19 protein-coding genes are annotated in these 22,856 nt (G+C 46.7%); 13 read left to right on the top strand and 6 right to left on the bottom strand.

Annotated features, from left to right (window positions below; translation table 11 throughout):
• Positions 1-41: 41 nt before the first annotated feature.
• Positions 42-776: an RluA family pseudouridine synthase gene (locus BLS14_RS09895; RefSeq protein WP_063563167.1), complete on the bottom strand. Its 735-nt coding sequence runs from the start codon at positions 774-776 to the stop codon at positions 42-44.
• Positions 776-1,639 (bottom strand): class I SAM-dependent methyltransferase, encoded by an 864-nt coding sequence (locus BLS14_RS09890; RefSeq protein ID WP_024630567.1) that lies wholly within the window; start codon positions 1,637-1,639, stop codon positions 776-778. The genes BLS14_RS09895 and BLS14_RS09890 overlap by 1 nt, the downstream gene beginning before the upstream one ends.
• 262 nt (positions 1,640-1,901) lie before the next feature.
• Here BLS14_RS09890 and BLS14_RS09885 point away from each other — a divergent pair, with 262 nt between their 5' ends.
• From BLS14_RS09885 to BLS14_RS09875, 3 genes are read left to right on the top strand one after another with little or no spacing between them, the layout of a single operon-like run.
• Positions 1,902-2,354 carry a flavodoxin gene (locus BLS14_RS09885; RefSeq protein ID WP_064636952.1) on the top strand — a complete coding sequence of 151 codons (453 nt, stop codon included), beginning with the start codon at positions 1,902-1,904 and terminating at the stop codon, positions 2,352-2,354.
• A 6-nt stretch (positions 2,355-2,360) separates the two neighbouring features.
• Positions 2,361-3,164, top strand: coding sequence for a hypothetical protein (locus BLS14_RS09880; RefSeq protein WP_090951379.1), 804 nt, complete (start codon positions 2,361-2,363; stop codon positions 3,162-3,164).
• 52 nt (positions 3,165-3,216) lie between these two features.
• Positions 3,217-3,783 carry a nitroreductase family protein gene (locus BLS14_RS09875; protein ID WP_090951376.1) on the top strand — a complete coding sequence of 189 codons (567 nt, stop codon included), beginning with the start codon at positions 3,217-3,219 and terminating at the stop codon, positions 3,781-3,783.
• A 22-nt stretch (positions 3,784-3,805) separates the two neighbouring features.
• On the opposite strand, the gene BLS14_RS09870 is transcribed toward BLS14_RS09875, so the two are convergent.
• Together BLS14_RS09870 and BLS14_RS09865 are read right to left on the bottom strand one after the other, a co-directional pair.
• Positions 3,806-5,263 (bottom strand): 4-hydroxyphenylacetate 3-hydroxylase family protein, encoded by a 1,458-nt coding sequence (locus tag BLS14_RS09870; protein ID WP_090951373.1) that lies wholly within the window; start codon positions 5,261-5,263, stop codon positions 3,806-3,808.
• A 203-nt stretch (positions 5,264-5,466) separates the two neighbouring features.
• Positions 5,467-5,619 (bottom strand): DUF1540 domain-containing protein, encoded by a 153-nt coding sequence (locus BLS14_RS09865; protein ID WP_072733378.1) that lies wholly within the window; start codon positions 5,617-5,619, stop codon positions 5,467-5,469.
• 363 nt (positions 5,620-5,982) lie between these two features.
• Between BLS14_RS09865 and BLS14_RS09860 the strand changes: the two genes are divergently transcribed.
• Positions 5,983-6,795, top strand: a complete 813-nt coding sequence (locus BLS14_RS09860) for an AAA family ATPase (RefSeq protein ID WP_090951371.1) — start codon at positions 5,983-5,985, stop codon at positions 6,793-6,795.
• A gap of 164 nt (positions 6,796-6,959) precedes the next feature.
• Here BLS14_RS09860 and BLS14_RS09855 read toward each other — a convergent pair whose 3' ends face one another.
• Positions 6,960-8,423: a HAMP domain-containing sensor histidine kinase gene (locus BLS14_RS09855; protein ID WP_090951368.1), complete on the bottom strand. Its 1,464-nt coding sequence runs from the start codon at positions 8,421-8,423 to the stop codon at positions 6,960-6,962.
• Positions 8,408-9,094, bottom strand: a complete 687-nt coding sequence (locus BLS14_RS09850; protein ID WP_063563160.1) for a response regulator transcription factor — start codon at positions 9,092-9,094, stop codon at positions 8,408-8,410. The genes BLS14_RS09855 and BLS14_RS09850 overlap by 16 nt, the downstream gene beginning before the upstream one ends.
• A gap of 191 nt (positions 9,095-9,285) precedes the next feature.
• Between BLS14_RS09850 and BLS14_RS09845 the strand changes: the two genes are divergently transcribed.
• From BLS14_RS09845 to BLS14_RS09805, 9 genes are all read left to right on the top strand, one after another.
• A complete protein-coding gene (locus tag BLS14_RS09845; protein WP_090807330.1) occupies positions 9,286-10,005 on the top strand; it encodes a YceI family protein in 720 nt (239 codons plus the stop codon).
• 240 nt (positions 10,006-10,245) lie between these two features.
• Positions 10,246-14,604: a glycosyl hydrolase 53 family protein gene (locus tag BLS14_RS09840; protein ID WP_090951365.1), complete on the top strand. Its 4,359-nt coding sequence runs from the start codon at positions 10,246-10,248 to the stop codon at positions 14,602-14,604.
• Positions 14,605-14,764: 160 nt separating this feature from the next.
• On the top strand, positions 14,765-15,781 hold the full coding sequence (locus BLS14_RS09835) for an iron-hydroxamate ABC transporter substrate-binding protein (RefSeq protein WP_063563156.1): 1,017 nt from the start codon (positions 14,765-14,767) through the stop codon (positions 15,779-15,781).
• 241 nt (positions 15,782-16,022) lie between these two features.
• Entirely contained in the window at positions 16,023-17,066 is a 1,044-nt protein-coding gene (locus BLS14_RS09830; RefSeq protein ID WP_090951362.1) for an SPFH domain-containing protein, read from the top strand.
• On the top strand, positions 17,063-18,166 hold the full coding sequence (locus BLS14_RS09825; RefSeq protein WP_256336326.1) for a diacylglycerol kinase catalytic domain-containing protein: 1,104 nt from the start codon (positions 17,063-17,065) through the stop codon (positions 18,164-18,166). The genes BLS14_RS09830 and BLS14_RS09825 overlap by 4 nt, the downstream gene beginning before the upstream one ends.
• 81 nt (positions 18,167-18,247) lie before the next feature.
• On the top strand, positions 18,248-18,961 hold the full coding sequence (locus BLS14_RS09820; RefSeq protein ID WP_063563154.1) for a response regulator transcription factor: 714 nt from the start codon (positions 18,248-18,250) through the stop codon (positions 18,959-18,961).
• Positions 18,958-19,950, top strand: a complete 993-nt coding sequence (locus BLS14_RS09815) for a sensor histidine kinase (protein WP_090807326.1) — start codon at positions 18,958-18,960, stop codon at positions 19,948-19,950. Before BLS14_RS09820 ends, BLS14_RS09815 begins: the two co-directional genes overlap by 4 nt.
• A 172-nt stretch (positions 19,951-20,122) precedes the next feature.
• Positions 20,123-20,893 carry an ABC transporter ATP-binding protein gene (locus tag BLS14_RS09810; protein WP_090807324.1) on the top strand — a complete coding sequence of 257 codons (771 nt, stop codon included), beginning with the start codon at positions 20,123-20,125 and terminating at the stop codon, positions 20,891-20,893.
• The gene (locus BLS14_RS09805; protein WP_090951360.1) at positions 20,868-22,817 is read left to right on the top strand and encodes an FtsX-like permease family protein; all 1,950 of its coding nucleotides are present in this window, start codon (positions 20,868-20,870) and stop codon (positions 22,815-22,817) included. The genes BLS14_RS09810 and BLS14_RS09805 overlap by 26 nt, the downstream gene beginning before the upstream one ends.
• Positions 22,818-22,856: the final 39 nt, after the last annotated feature.

The raw sequence follows: 22,856 nt of genomic DNA, 5'->3' as shown, positions 1-22,856 counted from the left end.
ATTTGACCTGATCCTGTGAATGATTATTTTAAATATATCAATTAATGTTCGGCTTTAAATGCTTTATCGTACACAGCAGCCGGCCACTCTGCCCATGGAAATTCACGGGGAGGCAGGGACTGGAGGACAATTTCTTCCTTCGTTACCGGGTGGGGAAAAGCAGCGATGGCAGACCATAGAGCAATTTGTTGCCCAGGCTTATTCACACCTGCACCGTACTTCTGATCTCCGAACAGCGGGCAGCCGATTTCTTTCATTTGGACCCGAATCTGATGAGATCTGCCTGTGTGCAACTCAATATGAACCAGACTGTAACGGTCGTTTTCACCGATGACCCGGTAATCCAAAACAGCATCTTTACCACCAGCTGTACCCTTAGGCACAACGGTGACGGTATTGGTACGCGCATCTTTCAGCAGCGTGTGTTTTAACGTCCCGTGCTGTGCAGGCAGCTTGCCATGTACAACAGCCGCATATATTTTGCGGAAATGACGTCCCCGAACCGTCTCGGATAATCTTGAAGCCGCCTTCGATGTTTTGGCAAAAATCATGGCACCACCAACGGGGCGGTCAAGACGATGTACTAATCCGAGATAAACGTTGCCAGGTTTGTTATAGCGTTCTTTCAAATCCTGTTTCAGCAGTGTAAGCAAATCCGGATCACCTGATGCATCTTCCTGGGTAGGTACATTGACCGGTTTCGTAATGCCTAACAAGTGATTGTCCTCAAACAGAATCGGAATATTTCCCGTTGTTTGCGAATGTTCGGACATCATCAGGACTCCCAGCGGCCCAAGATGCCGCATGGCAGATCCAGACCACTACGGGTAATGGGAAGACCAATTTCACCTGCTGTAATTTGACCGCCGTATTGGGCAGACATCGTCATTGTCAGCATGTTGCGCAGAACGGTAGACGAAATACCGGTTGTATAGGAATTGACCAGCATGAATAATGGGTTATCGGACAAAATTTCCATACAGGATTTAAGGAAAGGATAGAGGTTCTCTTCCAGCTTCCATGTTTCTCCGTTAGGGCCACGGCCATAGGAAGGCGGGTCCATAATAATCGCGTCATACCGATTGCCGCGACGTTGTTCGCGCTGTACGAATTTGAATACATCATCTGTAATGAAACGAACAGGACGATCCGCGAGGCCAGATAATTGAACATTTTCTTTGGCCCACTGTACCATGCCTTTAGCTGCATCCACGTGCACAACTGAAGCACCGGCATAAGCAGCAGCAACTGTTGCACCGCCTGTATAGGCAAACAGGTTTAGTACAGAGATGGGACGACCTGCCCCAGCAATTTTATCCATCATCCAGCTCCAGTTGGCGGCTTGTTCAGGGAACAGACCGGTATGCTTGAAGCTGGTTGGTTTAATATGAAATTTCAGGTTCTCATATCCGATGGTCCAGCGTTCCGGGATCGGTTTTTTCATATCCCAGCTGCCGCCGCCCGAAGAACTGCGGTGATAATGGCCGTGAACCTGGCGCCATTCATTGGTTTCTTTTTCAAGGGGCCAAATGATCTGTGGATCGGGTCTACGCAAAATCACATCGCCCCAACGCTCCAGCTTTTCGCCGCCTCCTGTATCGATTACTTCATAGTCCTTCCAGTTCTTTGCTACGTACATAATGATTTATCCATCCTTCAAAAGTCATTTGGATACTATTGTACAACAAAAAAGGGCCTGTACGCCAGTTGTGGTAGGCGCCTGAAAGGGTGCAGTGCCTAATATGGTGTTGAATTTGGTCCATCACCATATACTGAAATGGAAACCGATTGAAAATTTAATTTGACAATGATAATCATTATCACATATGATTTTGATAAATTCAAATGTTACTTCTTCAGGAACAGTATGACATGATCAATAAAAAGTGAGGGAAAAATAGATGGCTAAATTGTTAGTGGCTTATGCAAGTATGACAGGAAATACGGAAGAGATTGCGGAACTGATCGTCGAAGGAATTAAACAAGGTGGGCATGAAGTGGATCTCAAGTCCGTAACGGATTGCAATGCAGCTGATGTGCTTGATTATGACGGGTTTCTCATTGGAGTATACACGTGGGGAGACGGTGAACTGCCGGATGAATTCCTCGATTTTTACGAAGAGCTGGATGAGCTTGATCTGAGTGGCAAACGGGCAGCGGTGTTCGGAAGCGGGGATACTTCTTACGAGCAGTACTGCGGAGCCGTAGATCTCGCGGCAGCGAAGCTGGTGGAACGTGGGGCGGAGGTATCTCCAGAGATGCTGAAGATTGAATACAGTCCGATGGAGCAGGAGAAGGACACGTGCCGTGACTTTGGCAAACGTTTTGCTGCTGCCGGATTACAGGTGTCCTAAGAACTCATGTTAAGACATAATGTTCAGGCAGCTCTGCAGCCGGGAATGTCAGACGCCCCGGTACGGCTGCTTGAAGATTACAGATTGGAAGAGATGCTGCGCAGCCCGCATCGGTTCATCCGCCCGGAACCGGAGGCTGAACAGCGCTCTCCGCTGCAATGGAGACACCGTGTACAATATGCAGTCAGCCATGCAGTTAATGCTTTTTACAGTATGGACCCGGAAGTCCGCAAAGAGGTGCCTGTACAGTATTTACTCGAAAAGTGGTGGCCTAGAAAGGCAACCGGATTCGAATCAGTACTTCATTACTGGGATATAAAAAACAAAATTACCGATGAATTATCCCTTGCAATTGCAATGAACGATGATCTGAAGCATCCGACCATTCTGTTTGAACAATGGCGAACGGAGCTTCCTACCTTGTCGATACATCTGTCCATGATCTTCCAGGCGGCCTGGCAGCCAGAGGGCTGGGATTCGCTTCTCATCCAAAAATATATGGTTGTCCATGATCCAAACGTGGTTGAGGCGTTCCAGCATATGGTGAGCGTGTTCTGCTGGGAAGCATTTGGCAAGCTGCCAGGTATGATCGAAATCTATTGTTTGCTTGAAGGTCGCAAGATTCGATATATCCCGGGACGTCAATCACTTATCCGTTCGATGGATTATATTCGACTGATTCGTGACAGCATTCCGAGCGCAGAGAAGGTGGAATCTGATCAATTTACGGTTCAGGACAAAGCCAGAGTGCATGAAGAGGTCGATCGGTGGAGAAGTGAGACTGAACCGAAAAAAAACTGGTTGATGTGAAGAATGACAAGGGATGTTGTTATATATCGTGCAGATTAAGGAGGGATGAGCCATGTCTACCGGTTTGAGACAAGATGCAGCAAGCGGCAAGAAACGTACAGGAACTTGTGAATTCAGCCCGTTGCCTGTACCACAGTCGGTTATAAGACGGTTGCTTGATGAAGCAGATCCATCTTTATATGTGATAAGTTCAGAGCCTTGGCGGTTTATGTTGTTCGCGAATGAAGGACGTCAACTGTATCTGGAGGCGGTCAGACAGAGTTACCCACCACATTTGGCAGATCGTTACGGGGACTGGGCTACATATCAATATACAGAAGCTATTCCGGCACATCTGGTTGTTGTCGCCCCTTCAAGTGCCAGGGAGGACCATTTATTGTCTGCAAAAGCCTGGAGCAAACGTTTTTGCATCCTGGCAGCGGAACAAGGTTTGAATGCCGTCTGGAAGATCAATGATTATCAACAGCATCCCGTATTTATGAATTTGATGGGTTTAACGCGTGAGGAAAAGGTATTGGGTGTATTCCATATCGGTTACGGAGACCAGTCTGCACTTCGGGACACCGATGCAGGCAGACCAGCCTCTGAACTGATGACGGTCTACGACCATCTGGTTTAAACGACGGGATCAATCCTCATTCTTATTTGCCCGTCTTGGCAATAAAATTGCGTACGAGTTGACGATACGATTGATCTGCTGAGCTTGCTGAATACATCCGATTCGACACAGTGATCGTGTTACCAAAAAAGAACCGTTCGAACTGGGTCTGTCTGCCTCCGAATGATCCTGCTCCAAGCTCCCAGATTAGGCGGAACAATGCTGTGCGTTCCTGAGATACCATGTCGGTTCCTCTCAGGTACGTATCCAGGTGCGGCGCGATTTCGGAGCGGAATTCTTCTTCCTGAGGCACCATAATTACGCCACTGGAACCCAAGAGCTGCAAAATTTCAATCATCTCTGGATACAGTTTGGGAAATAAAAGGTTTGCTGCCATTAACGGTTTGGGGGCAGGTATTATAAATCCCCGACCATCTGCCATAGCACCGGCTTCTGCTGCCAGAGCCAGTGCTTTTAACGTTTCAAGACCGGCGAGTACCCTGGCTGTTTTCTCTACCACATGCGTTTCAGCAGCTTGGTCGAGCGTGTCAGCGAGTAACTGAATGGTGCCCAGAACAAATTCCGTTTTAGCAATATACCTACATACGACCTGATGTCCTGCGTGAATGTGAAAATGGCTTCCGCTAAAGAGGCGGCCAGACATTTCCTCATTACCTGCGAAGAATATCCGTTCATGAGGAACAAGCACATGATCAAAAATGACGATGTTGTCCATCTCTTCATATCTGGAACTGAGTGGATAGTTGAAATTAGATTCGGCTGCGTAGGTATCCCGGCAGATCAGGCTAATTCCAGGCAAGTCATTCGGTACAGCAAAGGCAAAGGCGAACGGATTTTCATCTTCGAACGGTGCCGGTGAAGGGGAAGGATACACCAGGATTTCGTCTGACGTGGCGGCCTGAGTGGCCATCATGAATGCACCATTAATGATCAGACCTTCTTCAGTGCGATCAACCACTTTGGCGGCAATGGCATCTTCGGTCGCGTCCAATAGTCCTGAAATTTTACTGGCATGAGGCTGGATAAAGGCATGGGAGAGGGTAATATCATTATCACGGCAGTAGGCATAGTAGTTTCTCAAATTTTCAGCGTATTGTGGCGATACTTCTTCAAGAATATCTGCCCCAGTATAAAAGGCCATAATTGCTGTGTTCATATAATCGGGTGATCGTCCCAAAAAACCATGGTGAGTCCCTGACCAAATATTCATTGCTTCTCGGCGTCTGCGCAAGTCATCTGCGCTGGTTGGAGGCAGAAAGGACATACCTACTGGTTTTCCGTCAGCAGGAGATGCATAAGTCATCGTATCGATTAGATGTGGATCAGACTGAAGATCGTACAACTTCGCTTGTGTTTCCATCAAACCTGCAAACGCAAAATGTTCAGAACGTTTTCCGGTAATAAGCTCTCCTTTGTACCAGCAGGGGACTGTCTGGGCATCGATACGTTCGATATACTGTTTGCCACTTTTTACGGGCATCGTTACTCACCTCTATGATCTATTCGTTCATGGGCAGTTTGACTGCTCTCGTAGTGTACGTTAATAGGCAGTCCAATGTGCATGTAGAGAGGGGAGTTCAGATTTTGCAGAAAAGAGCTTGATAATAATTATCATTCTTGTTACAATAGAAAAAGAAAAAGGAACCGCGAAGGCTCCTTTAACTTGAACAAACTGAATTTTTATTATTTTACTTCAAATGTTTTGCAATCCGTTTCAGCGGATTCACTTACTTTTTTGGAACTGTGACTCACGATGTAGATTGAAGATGCGTTGCATTTGTTCTCTTGAGCCCAGTGACGACATGAATTAACCTCACATAATACGTCTTTTGCCATGATTGATAACCTCGCTTTAATTGGATTACATTCGTTGGTATAAAAGAACTTCCGGAAATGGCAAGTTGCCGCTTGCAAATCTGGAAAAATTTTGTGCTCTCTCGAGTGAATAGAGGGCTTTTTTGCGTTATACACAACGATGCATATTTAGAATAGCAAATTTTGCTTCCGCTTGCAACAAATTGGACGGGACCTTACGCAAAATGATGGACAAGTCACGGAAACTTTGCAAAGGGGCCGTCTTATGTTATTGTTTAATAGTAATAATTACGATTAAAAGATCGTTAAATATGGATGAGAATGAATCGATAGCATTTAACTTGGATGATCCCCTGAGACATAGAAGAAGGAGAACGATCAACGATGAGCAAAACCAACCATGTAAACCGGATACCCCGAGCGAAAGGCATCGATATGGCCGCTTTTTATTCACCGAAAGAGTGTGGACGCAAGGCAAAGCATATTGTATTCTCCGCAGACAATGAACGGGTTGTGGAGGAGTTTATTACGATTCTCGGTATGAAAGATCAGTTTGCAGAACATGATGTGCCAATGCCGAACAAAATGGTGATGTTTGGTCCTCCGGGTACAGGCAAAACATTAACCGCTTTTCATCTTGCACACCGACTTCAGCTTCCCCTGGTTCTTGTAAGACTCGATGCCATTATACACAGCCACCTTGGGGAGACGGGAAGCAATGTCCGTAAACTATTCGAATATGCACGGGCTAACCCCTGTGTGCTATTTCTAGATGAATTTGATGCCGTAGGTCGTACGCGTGAAAGTAATGATGAGGTTAAAGAGATGGCTCGTGTCGTCAATACATTGTTGCAATGCCTGGACGAATTCGAAGGAGACAGCATTCTGGTTGCTGCTACGAATCTGGAGAACCAGCTGGATCATGCGATATGGCGGCGATTTGATACCAAAATGACTTATGGGATGCCGGATGAATCGAGCCGTAGATTATATATTAGCAAGTTGATGGGGCAGTTTGAGCAGGAGAGCCGACTGGAAGAATTCACGTGTGAACGCCTCACAGGATGCAGTTATGCCGATGTAGAGCAGATTGTCTTAAAAGCTAAACGGAAAGCTATTATTGCCAACATCCCATTACATGAGCAATTCATTAATGATGCGTATGCAGAATATAAGCCGCGGGTACTGGCCACATAGCTTATATATGAATATCAGCAAACACTCTCACATAATGAATAGCCCGGTTCCTATGAAGGAATGTCGGGCTATTCGATATTTCAGCAAGTTGAATGGCCGTTTGTTCTTGGTTATTTGGCGGCAAATGAAGAAAGCTAGATATGACATGCAGACATCGTGTCCTGCTAAGCGTTAGCCGTTGCGCGATAAGATGGTTCTATCTCTGTTTTTTCAGGACCAGACCATCGTGGCAAAGTTAAGGTGAAAAGGCTGCCTTCAGGACTGCTGGAGGTCAGGGACAGCTCCCCTCCCTGGGCTCGAGCAAGCAAGCGGCTATAGGTCAGTCCCAGACCTAGTCCACGGGTACGGCGTTTTTTGATCTCGCCACGGTAGAAACGTTCGAAGATCTTGGGTTGATCGACTTTGGTGATACCCGTACCGTTATCCTGCACATTAACAAACAGGTTGTCCTCCTCCGCACGCAAACGGATATGAAAGACGGCAGCATGGTCGGAAGCGGCTGCTTGCAGTCCGTTATTGAGCAGGTTGACAATGATCTGCTGAATCCGAAGGGTATCACCGATGGTATAGAGCGTACCCGAAGGTGTATGCAATTCAATTTCGGGAGACTTGTCCTCATAAGCGATTTTCCACTGATAGATAATCTCACCCACCAGCAAATTCAGATCTATGCGTTCCCGACGAACAGCAACACTTCCAGCGCTCATCGCATTGTAATCCAGCAGGTCAGCGACCATACGTTCCATACGTTCGGATTCTTTGAGTGCGATGTCCAGAAATTCCTTTGCTTCCTCCGGACTAACGATATCATCCCGGACAGCCATCACGAGCCCTTTAATGGACGTTACCGGCGTTTTCAATTCATGGGTTACCCCAGCAAGTGACAGGGCACGCCATTCCTCCAATTGCTGCAAACGAATGGACATCTCGCGAAAAGATTCAACGAGTTCATTCATCTCCCGTTCCCGTGTATTCAGATCCAAATTGACTTCATAGTTTCCGTTTCGAATCTGCTCCGCGGCGTGGGCGACCTGGCGAATAGGCTTGGAGAGCTTGCGGGACAGGAGGTAGATTGTAAACCAACCACACAGGATTAAAGCAACGAAAAGGATGCACACCACCAGCATCGTTTCCGGATTGTATGCAATGGACTTTTTGGATTGCATGACCCACACTTTACCGAGCGTCTGATCGTCATCTGTGACGTTAACCGTAACCCCGGCGAATTTATTGTTTCTTGGTTCGCGCAGGTCGTCAGACAGCCGATAATACACATCCTGCTGCGTCATTTTTGGTTTGGAATAAATCAATTGATTATTGTTGTCGAGCACCATAATACAAAAGTAATTATCTGTATTGAAAAGCTTGGTACGTTTGTCCACCAGTCTGTCAAGATCCGGGGGAATATACAGTTTGTTTTCTGTGCCAGTTACCTTCTCGGCGATTTCCAGACCTAATAGTTGGGCCGTTTTGAGACCTTTCTCAATGGAAGTGGTTCTGATCCAGTAAAGTGCCCCTGCAACAATAATGGTAAAGCCGATGCAGAGGATTAGAAAATAACGAAGCGTCCAGTAAGACAGAATGGATGTTTTACGTTTCGGTGTATTTCGTTTTAGTTGGCGATCCAAAATTGATACCCCATTCCCCGTAAAGTCCGGATTTCTCCCGTTTCCGGTAGCCAGTGAGATAACGCCTGACGCAGCCGTTTGATCGACAGGTCCACAGCCCGATCACTTCCGTCATAGTCCATGCCCCATACCTGTTCGATCAGATGGTCTCGGGTAAATGTGCGGTTGGGGTATTCCGATAGAAACAGGAGCAGGGACAAATCACGTGGTGTCAGTGCAACCTCGGCGCCGTTCAAAAGTACCTGTTTGGCAGCCAGGTCAATGACCAGATTGCCAAAGTAACGTTTGCCCTCACCTTCGGCTGTCCAGTGTGGGTTGCGGCGAAGCACAGCATTGACTCTGGCGACCACTTCCTCGGGCACAAAGGGTTTGCTCATATAATCGTCCGCACCGGCATTCAGCCCATTCAGTCGGTCCTGAATATCATCCAGTGCGGTTAGCATGATGACGGGACAAGCACTTTTTTCGCGGATGATTCGCAGCAGATCCCAACCGTCCATTCCGGGCAGCATCACATCCAGCAAAACCAAGGAAGGAACATCCGCATCAAATTGAGTTAAAGCAGTGGGTCCATCCGCTACATGACGAACATCGAATCCCGCTTTTCGAAGATAGGCAGCCAGCACACGGGCGATAGCTTGTTCATCTTCGACGATGAGTATGGATTTCAAGAAGGTGTCTCCTTTCACTTCAGAAGCTTGTGTACTGATTTTACATGAGCGGAAGCACAATGCCAATGAGGCAATTATTTTCAGAAAAAAATGCGTTGTATGTCATTTCTTGACGTCATCCTGACACATTGGGCTGTTAAGATGCTGATAAATAACCAACTTATACAGTTACCCATTGGAGGAAAATAGAGATGAATAAAAAGACAAAAACATGGATGATCTCAGGCGCGGCAGCAATTGTTATTCTTGGAGGCGGAGGGTACTATTTCGCGAACAGTTACCTGGGCAACAACGTTGAGATTGAACAGGTACTTCCTGTCAGCACCGCCGCGTCCGCAACGGAAGCTGGATCGGACAGTGGTACAAGCGTATCCAACGATGCAGCGCGAGCAGAGCAACTGAATGGAGACTGGAGCATCAGCGAAGGTTCAAAAGTATATTTCTCGGTAACGACATCACAGGAAACCGTCAATTTTGCCGACGAGCAGGTGAGTGGTAACCTGACCCTTAATGTAGACGATGCGTCCCAGATGAAGGCGGATGGACAGATTGAGATGAGTGACATTGATTCAGGCAATAGCCAGCGGGATGGACATGTGAAGGGGGCTGATTTCTTCGATGCAAGTACTTATCCACAAGCTACATTTAAGGCTACCTCATTTGAAGGTGTACCCACGGAATGGCCGGCAGGGCAGACCGTAGATTTTAAAATGAACGGAACCCTAACGGTAAAAGGGATTGAGAAAGAGGTAACGTTTGACGTAAAAGCCGCTTATGAAAATGACCAGGTGTTGTTGTCCGCCACAACGATGGTTACCTTTGAAGATTTTAGTATGGAGAATCCACATTCGGTGGTCCTTTCTACTGAAAATGACATTCAGGTTCAACTGGAGCTGAAGCTCAGCAAGTAAGCATATAGTAAGGCTAAAATCTGTTCCAATCTGCCTAATCAGGCAGAGGGACAGATTTTTTTTGTTAGGAATGGGAATCGATCCACAGTGAGCAAGGAATTACCATTCGATGTGTTAAAATTACTGCTGTTTCCTTGGCATAATACCGTGTCCTCGATTATTGTAAAGCGCTTACAATAATAATGATTTACAACATTCATTGTTCAAGTTGAACCAAATACGATTAGGGGGAGATCAAGCGTGCACAAAAGATACATAAGTGGCTGTCTCGTATTACTGTTGTTGTTCTGTGATTTGGGGCTGGTAGTTCGGCCCGCAGCGGCAGCGGCGAAAGTAAACGTTGCGCTGAATAAGGCGGTTACGGTCAGCTCGGAGGATCTACAATGGGGGGGCAATAAAGAAAAAGCGGTGGATGGCAAAGGAGATACTAAATGGAGTGCGAATAGTCCTACTTCAGCAGATCAACCGCATTGGCTGACGGTAAACTTGGGAGCTTCATACAACCTTTCCGGTGCGGAACTAACGTGGAAGGATGCAAACGAGGTTGTGAAGTTTTTGGTTGAAGTTTCTGAGGACGGAAATACCTGGACACCTGTGGCAGATCACTCTGCCAACGATAAAGCGGAATCACAGGTCAATCTGGATTTTCAGGCAGATGCGGTTCAATATGTGAAGGTCACGATTCCTTATTATGCGGGTACCGACTGGTGGCCTGGCATTTCTGAATTCCAAATCTGGGGGGAGGAAGAGGTGCGGAACCCGGCAGACATCGAGAAGTATGATACAGTCAACGTAACAACCGTAAGCCGGAGTGCCCCAGTTCTGCCTAATGAAGTCATGGCACATTACCAGAACGAGAAATCGGGCCTTGTCCCGGTTGAATGGGAGGAAATTAATCCTTCAAAATATGCATCAGCAGGCAGCTTTACCGTTACAGGTGATGTATATGGAGCTCCCATTCAACCTGTAGCTACCGTTACGGTAGAAGGATATCGTAGTGATTTTGTCAGAGGGGTGGATATTTCCACGTTAACAGCCATTGAGGATAATGGAGGTTATTATCTGGACAGCAATGGAGCTGAGCGCGATCTGCTCGATATTCTCAAAGACCGTGGCGTGAACTATGTGCGGCTTCGTCTGTGGAATGATCCACAGAAATCCAATGGATATAACGACAAGGAAGATGTGATTCGTCTGGCCCAGCGGGTAAAGGTCAAGGGCATGAAGGTCCTGCTCGACTTCCATTATTCTGATGAATGGGCGCATCCGGGTCAACAGCTTCGTCCCAAGGTCTGGGAAAATCTCTCGTTCGAAGACCTGAAGACGGCGGTGTATGATTACACACGTGAAGTGGTAGGCGAGATGAAGGATGCGGGCGCGATGCCCGACATGGTTCAGATCGGTAATGAAATCAACAGTGGTGTGTTAAACGGGCTGAAGAGCAACGTCAACTTTGATGAAAACGTTGCATTACTTCAGCGTGGAGTGGATGGTGTTCGCGCAGTGCCTGGTGGAGATCAGGTTCAAATTATGATCCATTTGGCTGAAGGAGGCAAAGCGGATACATTTGATTGGTATTTCGGCGAATTGGAGAAACGGGATTTGAAATACGATATCATCGGGCTGTCCTATTATCCATTCTGGCACGGAACATTCGCAGATGTGCGCAAAACGATGAATGAAGTATCTGCGAAATATGGAAAAGAAGTCATTATTGCTGAGACGTCCTATCCATTCTCGTATAAAAACGGGGACGCTCACGGCAATATTATTGGCAACCCGGAAACGCTGAATGTGGGAGGTGCTACCTTCCCGGCAACCGTGCAGGGACAATACGATGCGATTGCAGGCATCATGGACATGATCTCACAAGTTCCGGATCAGAAGGGAGCGGGTTTCTTCTATTGGGAGCCTGCATGGATTGCGGCCAATGTAGGCTGGATTGCTTCCGAGGGAGACGCATGGGAGAATCACGCCATGTTTGATTATGACGAATATCCGGCGAATGGCGGTTACTCGTATGAAGGGCGTGCCCTGCCATCGCTGGATGTGTACAAACGTGGTTTAGACATTCTGCCCGCAGATCGGAAAGATTTGTCGGCAGCCATTACGCGTGCAAAGGCGCTGGTATCCAGTGATTTTACACCTGAAAGCTGGACCACACTCGCTCCGGCCATTGCGGCAGCCGAGCATACGTACAAATTGGCGTATACATCTGGTGTGACACAACAGGATACGGACGCTGCGACTGCCACTCTTCATGAGGTTATGCAGCAGCTTGATGTTATAGCGGCGAATCGGAACGCTCTCGAGGAGATTATTACCGAAGCCAAAACATATAAGCAAGCAGATTGGTCTGCTGCAACCTGGGCTGTTCTGACTAAGTCTCTTACTCGTGCAGAACAGATCATGGCAGATCTAAGAGCCACTCAGACCGAGGTGAATACAGCAGTAAAACAAGTGGAAGCAGCAATTCATGGGTTGTCCAATGTAGACAAAACTGAGCTGACACAGTTCATCGGTGAAACCCAGCAGCTGACCGAATCTTCATATACACAGCGAAGCTGGGCAAACCTGAAAGCGGCATTGTTATCGGCAATCACGGTCAGAGACAAGCAGGATGCCATACAATCGGAAGTGCAGGAGGCTCTGACAATACTTCAGAAAGCCCATAACAACCTTGTTTTGCTGGAGGCATTAACAACAGGTAAAACAGCTACTGCATCAAGCAGTGCCGGTACTGGTGGTGGAAAAGACAACTCACCTGGGGGAGCGATTGACAGTGACCCCACTACTTCATGGGGAACAGACCAAAGTGTGGATAGTTGGTGGCAAGTGGATCTGGGGGCGACCGCTGTGATCCGTAAGCTGGAAATGTCCATGTGGAGTGGAGGCATTAAATACAAGATCGAAGTATCCAACGATAACAAGAACTTTGTCAAAGTCGTGGATACAACAAGTGATGTGGTTGTATCCACCAGTCCAAGGCATATCCTGCCCGCAGGCACGGAGGCGCGTTATATTAAACTGACCATTACCGCTGGTTCTCAGTGGGTAGGCTTTATGGATTTTGAAGCTTACGGTATGTTCCTGGCGGACAAATCTGCCTTGGGAACTACAGTGAATTCCGTTGCGAAGCTGCATCAAAATGATTACACGGCCGTAAGCTGGAATAGGTTTGCACAGGCATTGTCGTATGCTCGTGTGCTTATGGATGATGCAGAAGCCAGTGCACAGGAAATCAGTGCTGCGGATAACGCGTTGAAAGAGGCGCTTAGTCAGCTTGTACGGCAAGAGTCGACTCCGGGTCAGCCGTCACAGCCCGGTCAACCTGCACAGCCTTCCACGCCTGGATCATCGCAGAATCCCGGCAATCCTTCTGTAACGCCACCTGTTGAATCCGGTAGTCCAGGAGAAAGTGGTTCCATTACATTCAAAGGTACAAGTACCGGAGCGGGCTCCTATGTGATTCAACCTGATATGAAGCAGTTGTCTCAAACGATTGACGGAATGGGAGCAGGCAGCAAACAGCTCACCTTGATTGCAGATGTTCCTAAGGATACAAAGGCTGCGACCTTCCGGCTCAATGCAAATCAACTTCACGAATGGGCACGTACTCAGGCATTACAGTCGCTGGAGCTGATCATGAAGCAGACATCTGTCCGCATCCCATTAAGTCTATTGAAGGATGCTCGTAATGAAGATGGAGTTACAATGGATGTCATTCTGGTCGAAGACTCCACAGCCAATCTGTCTGAAGCGCAAAAGAAAGCCATCGGTAACCGCAACGTGGTCAGTGTGGATCTATTGTTGAATGGGCAGCCGTTACAGTGGACTGATAGATCCATTGAAATTGCGATGTCGAATGTTCAAAATTCAAATGCAGAAGACGTTGTACTGGTTATCCAATCCCTTTTGGCAAATGGTGAAATGAAACCAGTAACCTTTACTCAATATGATGAAATGACCCAAAGTCTGGCTTTCAAGCCGCTTCAATCAGGCCGTTTCGTGATTACTGAAGTGCAGGTGCCGTTGAATGACTTACAATCCTACTCCTGGGCCATTAAAGAGGTTCAGAATTTGTATGGCAAAGGAATCATTTCAGGCATGACAGACACCCGATTCAGTCCGCAAGCAGAGCTGACACGAGCGCAATTTCTGCAAATGATCATGAAGGGGATTGGCGAATCACGTTTGCCGGATACATCCACTTCAGCTCTAACGGATGTGAAGAATGATCAGTGGTATACAGATTCCGTACGCCTTGGTCTGGAGATGGGAATCGTGCAAGGTAGAGCAGACGGATCATTCGCAGCCAATGAACGTATTACCCGCGAGGACATGGCGGTGATGTTAAACCGTGCAATACAGATCATGAAGCAGAACACCAGTACAGCCGTTGATTCAACAATCAACAGCACCACATTTAATGACAACACAGATATCGCTGAATATGCAAAACAAGCTGTTGCATCCATGCAGGAGCAAGGTCTACTTAGAGGAATGGGGGATGGCACGTTTGCGCCAAAAAAGCATGCCAACCGTGCACAGGGGGCAGTCGCTGTAGCCAGAATGATGGAGCAGATTTATAAATTCTAAGTGTATATATGATATAGGGATCGGGTCTTTCTGGCTCGATCCCTATGTTTATGGATTTCAATTAAAATGGTAGACAGTTAGTAATCAATTCTGCTATGATTCCAATGATAATGATTACCATTATCACAAAAAGCAATGAATTATAGGGGGCATCATGTTTATGTTTAAATCCAAATCGATTCTTTCCATCTGCACGTTATTCATTGTGTTTACGCTAGTTCTTGCGGGCTGCGGAAATGCAGGAAAGACAACGGATGAAACGGGGAGCGGCTCAGGACAGACGAGTGAGAATCAGGAATCCACTGGAACCGATACAGCTCAGAATGAATCAGCGGAAAGTGAAACACGTGAATATGAGACGGATAAAGGGACGGTTACCATTCCTGCACATCCGAAACGCATCGTGACCGATTACTACGGGGGCGAAATTCTGTCTGTAGGCGGTAATCTGATTGGTGTGGAGCCAAGTGCCTTTGATAATCCGTTCATTAAGGACAAGCTGAAAGACACCACAGACGTGGGTTATCCGGTGAACGTGGAGAAGACGCTGGAATTACAGCCTGACTTGATCGTTGTGATGTATGATGATAACTACGAGGAACTGTCCAAAATTGCACCAACTGTGCATATCCCATATGGTACAGCCACAGATATCTACAAGACAGTTGAGCTGTTTGGTGATTTAATGGGTCAACCTGATCAGGCGAAGGCGTTCATTGCCGATTATGAGAAAAAGGCGGAAGAGGGACGCGAGAAGCTGAAAGGTATCGTGGACGAAAATACAACCGTTGGATTATACGAGTTGACGGACAAAGGGGATCTGTGGATCTTTGGCGACAACGCAGGCCGGGGCGGGCAAGTTGTATACAATGCTTTGAAGCTGAAAATGCCGAGCAAGGTGAGCAAAGACAATCAGACCGTGCAGCTATCGCTCGAAGTACTGCCTGAATATGCTACGGATTACATGTTCATGACGGTGTACGATCCTGAGAAAAAAGGCGAAGCACTGAAGGAATTCAAACAGTCCAAAGTATGGAACGGTCTGGATGCGGTGAAGAATCACCGGTTCTTCGAGAATGATTTTGATACATTCTATCGATATGATCCAATCGCCATTACTGCCCAGATCGATTTGTTTGTTGATCTGATCTTGAAGAGCGCTGAACAAAACAAATAAATGATTAACAGCTTGATGACTTCTAATGTTAGGCTAGCGCCTCGCATAACTTAACCCACAATGAGTTGTCATTACTGACTATAATTATAGAAAATCGACCTGCTTTAAGGCTTCTGCCTAAGGTAGGTTTTTTTATATAAAAGCAAAAAAAAGTTGTTAATGTCATATTGACAATATCGAATTCATTTGTTATCATTTCGATAATATCAAAATGACAATATTAAGAAATGGGGAATGAGCGATGTTTGGATTCCGATTCGTGAAGTTTCAACCCAGTGAGTACGTAATGAAAGTGAAGAACGGGCAGGTTCAGCTTCAAGGAGTGGGTTTGTCCTTCTACTATTATGAGCCGACGACGTCGGTGGTGGTTCTGCCTGTATCTTCGGTGGATGTGCCCTTTATGTTCGAAGAAATAACAGCTGATTATCAAACCGTTACGGTTCAGGGTCAACTGAGCTATCGTATCGTTGATTATATGAAAATCACCCAAAGCTTAAACTACACGTACAATTTGCGCAAAAACAGATATATTTCCGACGATCCTGGCAAGTTGGATCAACGTGTGATTACGACCGCCAAAGTGCTGACCAAAAAACATCTGGAGCAAATGCCCCTGAAGGAAGCCATTCAATCGAGCGAACGGCTGGCCAGCAGCATGAAACGGGAAGTGGTGCAGAGTCAGGAACTGGAGAAATTGGGCGTAGAGCTGATGAGTCTGTCCATTCTGGCCATTTTGCCCAATAAAGAGACGATGCGTGCACTGGAAGCACAAGCGCGGGAAGAGATTTTACGCCAGGCCGACGAAGCGCTGTATGTACGTCGCAACGCATCCATTGAACAGGAGCGGAAAGTGAAGGAGAACGAACTAAACACGGAAATTGCCGTTGAGACGAAGAAACAGCAGATTCGAGAAACACAATTACATGCAGAGCGTTCGGTGAAACAGAAACAAAATGAGATGGAACAGGAACAGCTCCAATTCAATACGGCGATGGAGGAACGGAAACAACAGCTTATTGAATTGACGATTGCCAATCAGAATGCCGAAGCTGATGCCAAAGCCTATGAAATTGCTGCCGTGATGAACTCGTTACAACAGGTGGAGCCTAGCGTGCTACAGGTGATGGCTAACATGGGTATGAACTCGGATAAACTGATTGCCCTTGCATTCCAGGAGCTGGCTGAGAATGCCGGGAAAATTGGACAGCTTAACATTTCGCCGGATCTGCTGCAAGGATTGATGAATCCACCGACAAGAGAGCAGCAGGGAGGTCGGGCACGATGAGACTTGGGAAGGCAAGCCAGACTGTAGCCGCACACATTACTGGAGGAGAACCGATGACCGAATACAAGTTGATTCTGGTCAAACGCAGAACGAGGCTGGAAGAATTGGTGGTCCGCTATAATACGGTCCAACAAGCGCAGTTCTATATCGAACGCTTGGGAGCAGACTTCAGTGATTACCTGGAGGAGGACAGACGTTATCATCATTCCGTGCAGCAAGCCCAGCAGCAGCTCAGCCAACTGGGCCGGGTTCAGACCATTGATCGGGAACATGTGCCCAACTTTATTTTTGGAGCACAGGACATTGTGGTAGTGATTGGACAGGACGGTCTTGTTGCCAATACGCTCAAGTATGTAACCGAGCAGCCGCTCATTGGTGTTAATCCTGACCCCATGCGTTGGGATGGGGTATTGCTGCCATTTACGGTAGAGGATCTGAGCTTCATTATTCCCGATGTTATTCGTAAACGTCGCTCTCTGAAAGAAGTGACTCTGGCCAAAGTGGAGCTGAATGATGGGCAATATCTCTATGGCGTCAACGATCTGTTCATTGGCCGAAAGACGCATGTATCTGCTCGTTATGAAGTTCGCATGGGTTCATCGGTAGAACAACAATCCTCCAGCGGAGTGATTGTATCCACGGGAATGGGATCGACGGGCTGGTTCAAAAGTGTGCTGGCAGGTGCTGCTGGAGTCGTGGGCTCGGAAGCGTGGCAGCACATCCAATCGGGTGAAGCGTTCATTCCCGATAGAGACAGCAGAAGCTCTCATTCAAACTCGAACCCTAGAGGGAAAGATTATTCAGAAGCACATATCGCTGCGACTGCTTCTGCACAGGGGAGCATGAGCGACATGAATCACTTTGGCTGGGATGCGCCTTATCTGTATTTTACAGTACGTGAACCCTTCCCCAGCCGGACGACTGCAGCCAATCTGGTGTTTGGACAGATTCATCCGAAACAGCCTTTGCAGATTGTCTCCCAGATGCCGGAGGACGGCGTTATTTTCAGTGACGGGGTAGAACAGGACTTTCTTGAATTTAATTCCGGAGTGGAAGCGACTATTGGCTTGGCAGAGAAACGTGGACGTTTGGTGGTCTAATCCTTTATTTCCAATCCGTTTTTGACTAGAATGGTAAACTAGATGTAGAAGATATGTCAGGGAACGGAAAGAAGGTTGACGATGCAATCGATATTGCTGGTTGAAGATGATGCCAAGCTCGCAGGATTGCTGGGTGAATATCTGATCCGAAATGGTTTTCAAGTGCAGATTGTGGCAGATTTCCGTCATGTTCTGGATGAATTCATGCAGATCGGTCCGGATTTGGTATTAATGGATGTAAATCTGCCTCAATTTGATGGCTACTACTGGTGTAGACAGATCCGTTCGCATTCCATATGTCCCATTCTATTTATTTCGGCTCGTGACAGTGGCATGGATCAGGTTATGGCGCTGGAACATGGGGCGGATGATTATATTACGAAGCCTTTTCAATACGAGGTCGTACTTGCTAAAGTTCGTAGTCACCTGCGTAGAGCATATGGGATGTATGCAGCTGTTCAACCAGAAATGAAAGTGAAAAATGGCTCTATGCTACTGTACCCCGAAAGATATGTACTGGAGTTCGATGGTCTTTCCGTAGAGCTGACTCAGAAGGAATCCATATTGGTCGAAGCGCTGATGGCCAAGGCCGGTCGGGTGGTGGGCCGGGAACGTTTGCTCGAACTGATGTGGGAAGATCAGCATTTTATTGATGATAATACGTTGAATGTGTACATTACACGTGTTCGCCGCAAGCTGAAGGATCTGGGGGCAGAAGAGGTTTTGGAAACCGTTCGCGGAGCGGGCTACCGATTGCTTGATTTGGAGTCACCTGTCCAAGAGGACCGACAATGAAACTGTTCTTAAGAGATCAGCTACCCCTCATCGGATTTTATTTGCTGCAAATGCTGCTTGTCCCAAGTGTATATTGGCTTTCTGGTGAGGATCGCCCCATGAGGATTGTTCTTTATGGCATGTTTCTCAGTACAGTTGTATTGCTCGTGTATCTGATCGTACGTTATTTCCAGCTCCATCCATATTACCGTGTGCTCCAGCAGCCACAACGGCTGGTACAGGAACCTTTCCAATCACTTGGTAATGCCCCTGTGGCTAATTCTTTACAGGAATTGATGCATGAACTGGAGCGTAACCGTCAGAATGAGATGGGTCAATTGCGAATTCATAGTGAGCAGCAGGTTGTGTTCATGAATCGCTGGGTCCATCAGATGAAGACACCACTGTCCATCATTCAGTTGACCCTGGAAGATGTGGATGATGATAAAACTGCAGGCAGCATACAGGATGAGCTGGATAAAATGCGCAAAGGGTTGGAAATGGTACTTCATTCTTCACGCCTGGAACAGTTCGAAGGGGATTTTCGCGTAGAGCTTCTGTCTCTACCCGAGGTGGTTCGAAGCAGCGTAGCTGAGAATCGACGTTTGTTTATTCGCAGAGGAATTACACCGTATATTCGAATGGACAACGACCTTCGAGTTTACAGTGACTCCAAATGGCTGCGGTTCATGTTTACCCAGATTTTGACCAATGCCGTTAATTACTCAGATAGCAAAGCTGGTAAAAATGTCATGATTACCGCCTATATTGAGGAAGAACGAATCGTATTAGATATTCAGGACCAGGGTATCGGCATATCGGCTGAAGATATTCAACGTGTGTTTAATCCTTACTTCACCGGAGAGCGGGGAAGACAGTATCATGAATCTACAGGTATGGGACTATATCTGGTCCGTGAGATCAGTACACGTTTGGGTAACCAGATAGAATTGTTCTCCAAACCCGATGAAGGAACATTGGTCCGATTCAGCTGGATGAATCGAAAATAGAGGTGCTTTGCCTATGGGCGAGGTGCTTTTTTTTATGGAATAGGAAGAAGGGGGAACATAACCTTAAACGCTGTGTAAGGAAAGTTTAAGGTAAATCGATAGCAGGGTTGTAGGAGGTCGTTTAGGATAAGGATATGAAAAGAAAGCATAGTTTAGTTGGAGGGGAAACACCATGGAAATGTTGCAAGTTTCGGCACTAAACAAAGTGTATCAGGGCAAAGTGCAGACTAAAGCCCTTAGTGATATTCATCTGACCATCAAGCAGGGTGAATTTGTAGGGATTATGGGGCCATCGGGCAGTGGGAAAACGACGTTGCTCAATATGGTCTCGACCATTGATGAGCCAAGTTCAGGCAAGGTGCTGATTAATGGCATGAATCCGTTTGATATGAAAAAGAAAGAACTTGCCATGTTCCGACGCAGGGAACTCGGGTTTGTATTTCAGGATTTTAATCTGCTCGATACCTTGACCGTTGCTGAAAATATAGTACTTCCGTTGACGCTGGACAAGGTCAAGCTGAAGGAGATGGAGAGCAGACTCGATCGGATTACCACTCAGCTTGGAATTAATCACATTCTGGATAAACGCGTCTATGAAATCTCGGGCGGACAGCGGCAGCGTACAGCCATTGCCAGGGCCATGATTAATATGCCATCCATTGTACTGGCCGATGAACCGACAGGTGCGCTGGATTCCACCTCATCTCAAGCGGTAATGGAATCGCTTGAACAGATCAACCAGCAAGAGAAAACAACCATTATGCTGGTCACGCATGATCCACTTGCCGCAAGTTACTGCCATCGGATTGTATTTATCAAGGATGGCAAGCTCGCAGCCGAAGTGCATCGTGGCGATAACCGACAGACGTTCTTTCAACGGATTATTGATACATTATCCTTCTGGGGAGGGAATTCGCATGAGCTTTCCTCAGTACGCCTTTAACAACATTCGCCGAAACGGGCGAGCGTACATCGCCTTTTTCCTAAGTAGTGCATTCATGGTCATGATATTCTTCGCGTATGCGATGTTTATCTATCATCCGTTTGTTGAGAAATTGCCGATTGGCAAGACTACGGCAGCGGGAATGCAGGTTGCCTCCGTCATCGTATACGTTTTCGCGATCTTCTTTGTTATGTATTCCATTAGTGCATTTCTGAAATCACGGAACAAGGAATTCGGTATTTTAACCATCTTGGGCGCGGAACCAGGACAGATTCGAAGACTGGTCATTCTGGAAAATATGTTTATCGGATGTCTGTCCATTGTGGCTGGAATAGGTGGAGGCATGTTATTATCCAAGCTGTTCCTGATGTTAACCACCCGATTTATCGGTATGGAAGACCTGCCTTTTTATTTCCCGGTAAAGGCCATGTTGATTACAGTGATTGCTTTTTTAGTACTGTTCTTTTGCATTTCCCTGTTCACACTGATCTTTATCGGAAATAAGCGCGCATTGGAGCTGCTAACGGGCACGAGCAAACCCAAAAAGGAACCTAAAGCATCATGGGTATTCTCTATTCTTGGGCTTGCGTTTCTCGCTACGGGATTCATTGCGCTATACGGCAGTTTGTCGAGTGAGAGTATTCTGATCGCTGCTGTGACAGGCATTGCAGGTACGTATTTTTTCTACTCGCAGCTTTCCGTGCTGGCCATTCGTCTGTTGAAACGTAACCGCAAACGGGTGTGGCATGGTACACGCTTGCTATGGATTTCCGAGATGAGTTACAAAATAAAAGATAATGCACGCATGCTGTTTATGGTGACGGTGGTTATTGCGATTGCTTCCATGAGTGCAGTGGTCATTTTGTCGCTGGATCAACAGAATCGACAAGTATTTAGAGACAAACATTTTCCGATTCGTTATAACGTGTACAGTGCATCGGAAGAACCTAACATGGCACCCGTCAATGAGGTTCTTGACGCTGCGGGTCTTCAATATCAGAACGCTTATCTGGAATATTTTTGGACAAGTACGGATGATAGCGGCATCAGTGTGATGTCTCTAAGTGATTTCAACCAGTTCAACACAATCCAGAACAAACCGACCTATAAGCTCTCAGCTCATTCCAGTATATTCATTGATTCACGCAATGTGGAGAAGCCTCGACATGAAGAAAGATTTCGTTCCTATGCCAAGGGCGATCAGTTAACGCTGGATATGAATTCAGGGCCTGTTACATTCGATATTAAATATACTGAAAATGAACCGGAATTCAACGGGCTTCTGTATACATCAGCCCTAGTTATTGTAAGTGATGAAGAGTTTAAGGCTCTTGCCGGACCATTGGACAAAGATGCTGTTTCCGGTAAATATCTTTATCATATCCCTTCATGGGGGGGATCGGTGCCCGATAGGCAATCATCTGAAGTGATGGTAAGCGATCGGCTGGCGGGCATGGATGAAATCATGAGGAATAACTCTAATGATAAAGATTTTTCGGGCTTTTTCACGACGCGATATGCTGACTTCGAAGAATTCAGACAGACAACGGCACTCTTCACCTTTTTGGGGATATTCATTGGACTGATCTTCTCGATCTCCTCAGCGAGCTTTCTCTATTTCAGGCTGCACACGGATCTGGAGGCAGATGGGAAAATGGTGCATTCCTTGTCTAAAATGGGTCTCAGTTTTCAGGAGATGAAACGATCATCCACAATTCAGATCGCGGTTCTCTTTTTCTTCCCAATCCTGATCTCAATTGTTGAAACGCTCGTTGTTGTTAAGCCGTTTCTGACTGAATTCGGTATTACGAATTATACTGTTCCGGTATTAACCGTATTTGGTGCATTTCTGCTGGCACAGACCTTCTATTTCTTCGTCATTCGTTCAAGATATATATCTTCACTACGCAAAATGATGGTTTAAAGTTAGCGGTTTTATATTAATCTGGTCATCTCCCCTGTT

The organism is Paenibacillus sp. OK060 (assembly GCF_900101205.1).
Classification (GTDB): domain Bacteria; phylum Bacillota; class Bacilli; order Paenibacillales; family Paenibacillaceae; genus Paenibacillus; species Paenibacillus marchantiae.
Note: the sequence above shows the minus strand (reverse complement) of the source record. Positions and strands in the feature narration are given on the sequence as shown.

Excerpts from the sequence above, each read along its gene's own strand:
- BLS14_RS09895 (WP_063563167.1), bottom strand. The coding sequence starts at position 776 with ATGATGTCCGAACATTCGCAAACAACGGGAAATATTCCGATTCTGTTT.
- BLS14_RS09890 (WP_024630567.1), bottom strand. The coding sequence starts at position 1,639 with ATGTACGTAGCAAAGAACTGGAAGGACTATGAAGTAATCGATACAGGA.
- BLS14_RS09885 (WP_064636952.1), top strand. The coding sequence starts at position 1,902 with ATGGCTAAATTGTTAGTGGCTTATGCAAGTATGACAGGAAATACGGAA.
- BLS14_RS09880 (WP_090951379.1), top strand. The coding sequence starts at position 2,361 with ATGTTAAGACATAATGTTCAGGCAGCTCTGCAGCCGGGAATGTCAGAC.
- BLS14_RS09875 (WP_090951376.1), top strand. The coding sequence starts at position 3,217 with ATGTCTACCGGTTTGAGACAAGATGCAGCAAGCGGCAAGAAACGTACA.
- BLS14_RS09870 (WP_090951373.1), bottom strand. The coding sequence starts at position 5,263 with ATGCCCGTAAAAAGTGGCAAACAGTATATCGAACGTATCGATGCCCAG.
- BLS14_RS09865 (WP_072733378.1), bottom strand. The coding sequence starts at position 5,619 with ATGGCAAAAGACGTATTATGTGAGGTTAATTCATGTCGTCACTGGGCT.
- BLS14_RS09860 (WP_090951371.1), top strand. The coding sequence starts at position 5,983 with ATGAGCAAAACCAACCATGTAAACCGGATACCCCGAGCGAAAGGCATC.
- BLS14_RS09845 (WP_090807330.1), top strand. The coding sequence starts at position 9,286 with ATGAATAAAAAGACAAAAACATGGATGATCTCAGGCGCGGCAGCAATT.
- BLS14_RS09835 (WP_063563156.1), top strand. The coding sequence starts at position 14,765 with ATGTTTAAATCCAAATCGATTCTTTCCATCTGCACGTTATTCATTGTG.
- BLS14_RS09830 (WP_090951362.1), top strand. The coding sequence starts at position 16,023 with ATGTTTGGATTCCGATTCGTGAAGTTTCAACCCAGTGAGTACGTAATG.
- BLS14_RS09825 (WP_256336326.1), top strand. The coding sequence starts at position 17,063 with ATGAGACTTGGGAAGGCAAGCCAGACTGTAGCCGCACACATTACTGGA.
- BLS14_RS09820 (WP_063563154.1), top strand. The coding sequence starts at position 18,248 with ATGCAATCGATATTGCTGGTTGAAGATGATGCCAAGCTCGCAGGATTG.
- BLS14_RS09815 (WP_090807326.1), top strand. The coding sequence starts at position 18,958 with ATGAAACTGTTCTTAAGAGATCAGCTACCCCTCATCGGATTTTATTTG.
- BLS14_RS09810 (WP_090807324.1), top strand. The coding sequence starts at position 20,123 with ATGGAAATGTTGCAAGTTTCGGCACTAAACAAAGTGTATCAGGGCAAA.
- BLS14_RS09805 (WP_090951360.1), top strand. The coding sequence starts at position 20,868 with ATGAGCTTTCCTCAGTACGCCTTTAACAACATTCGCCGAAACGGGCGA.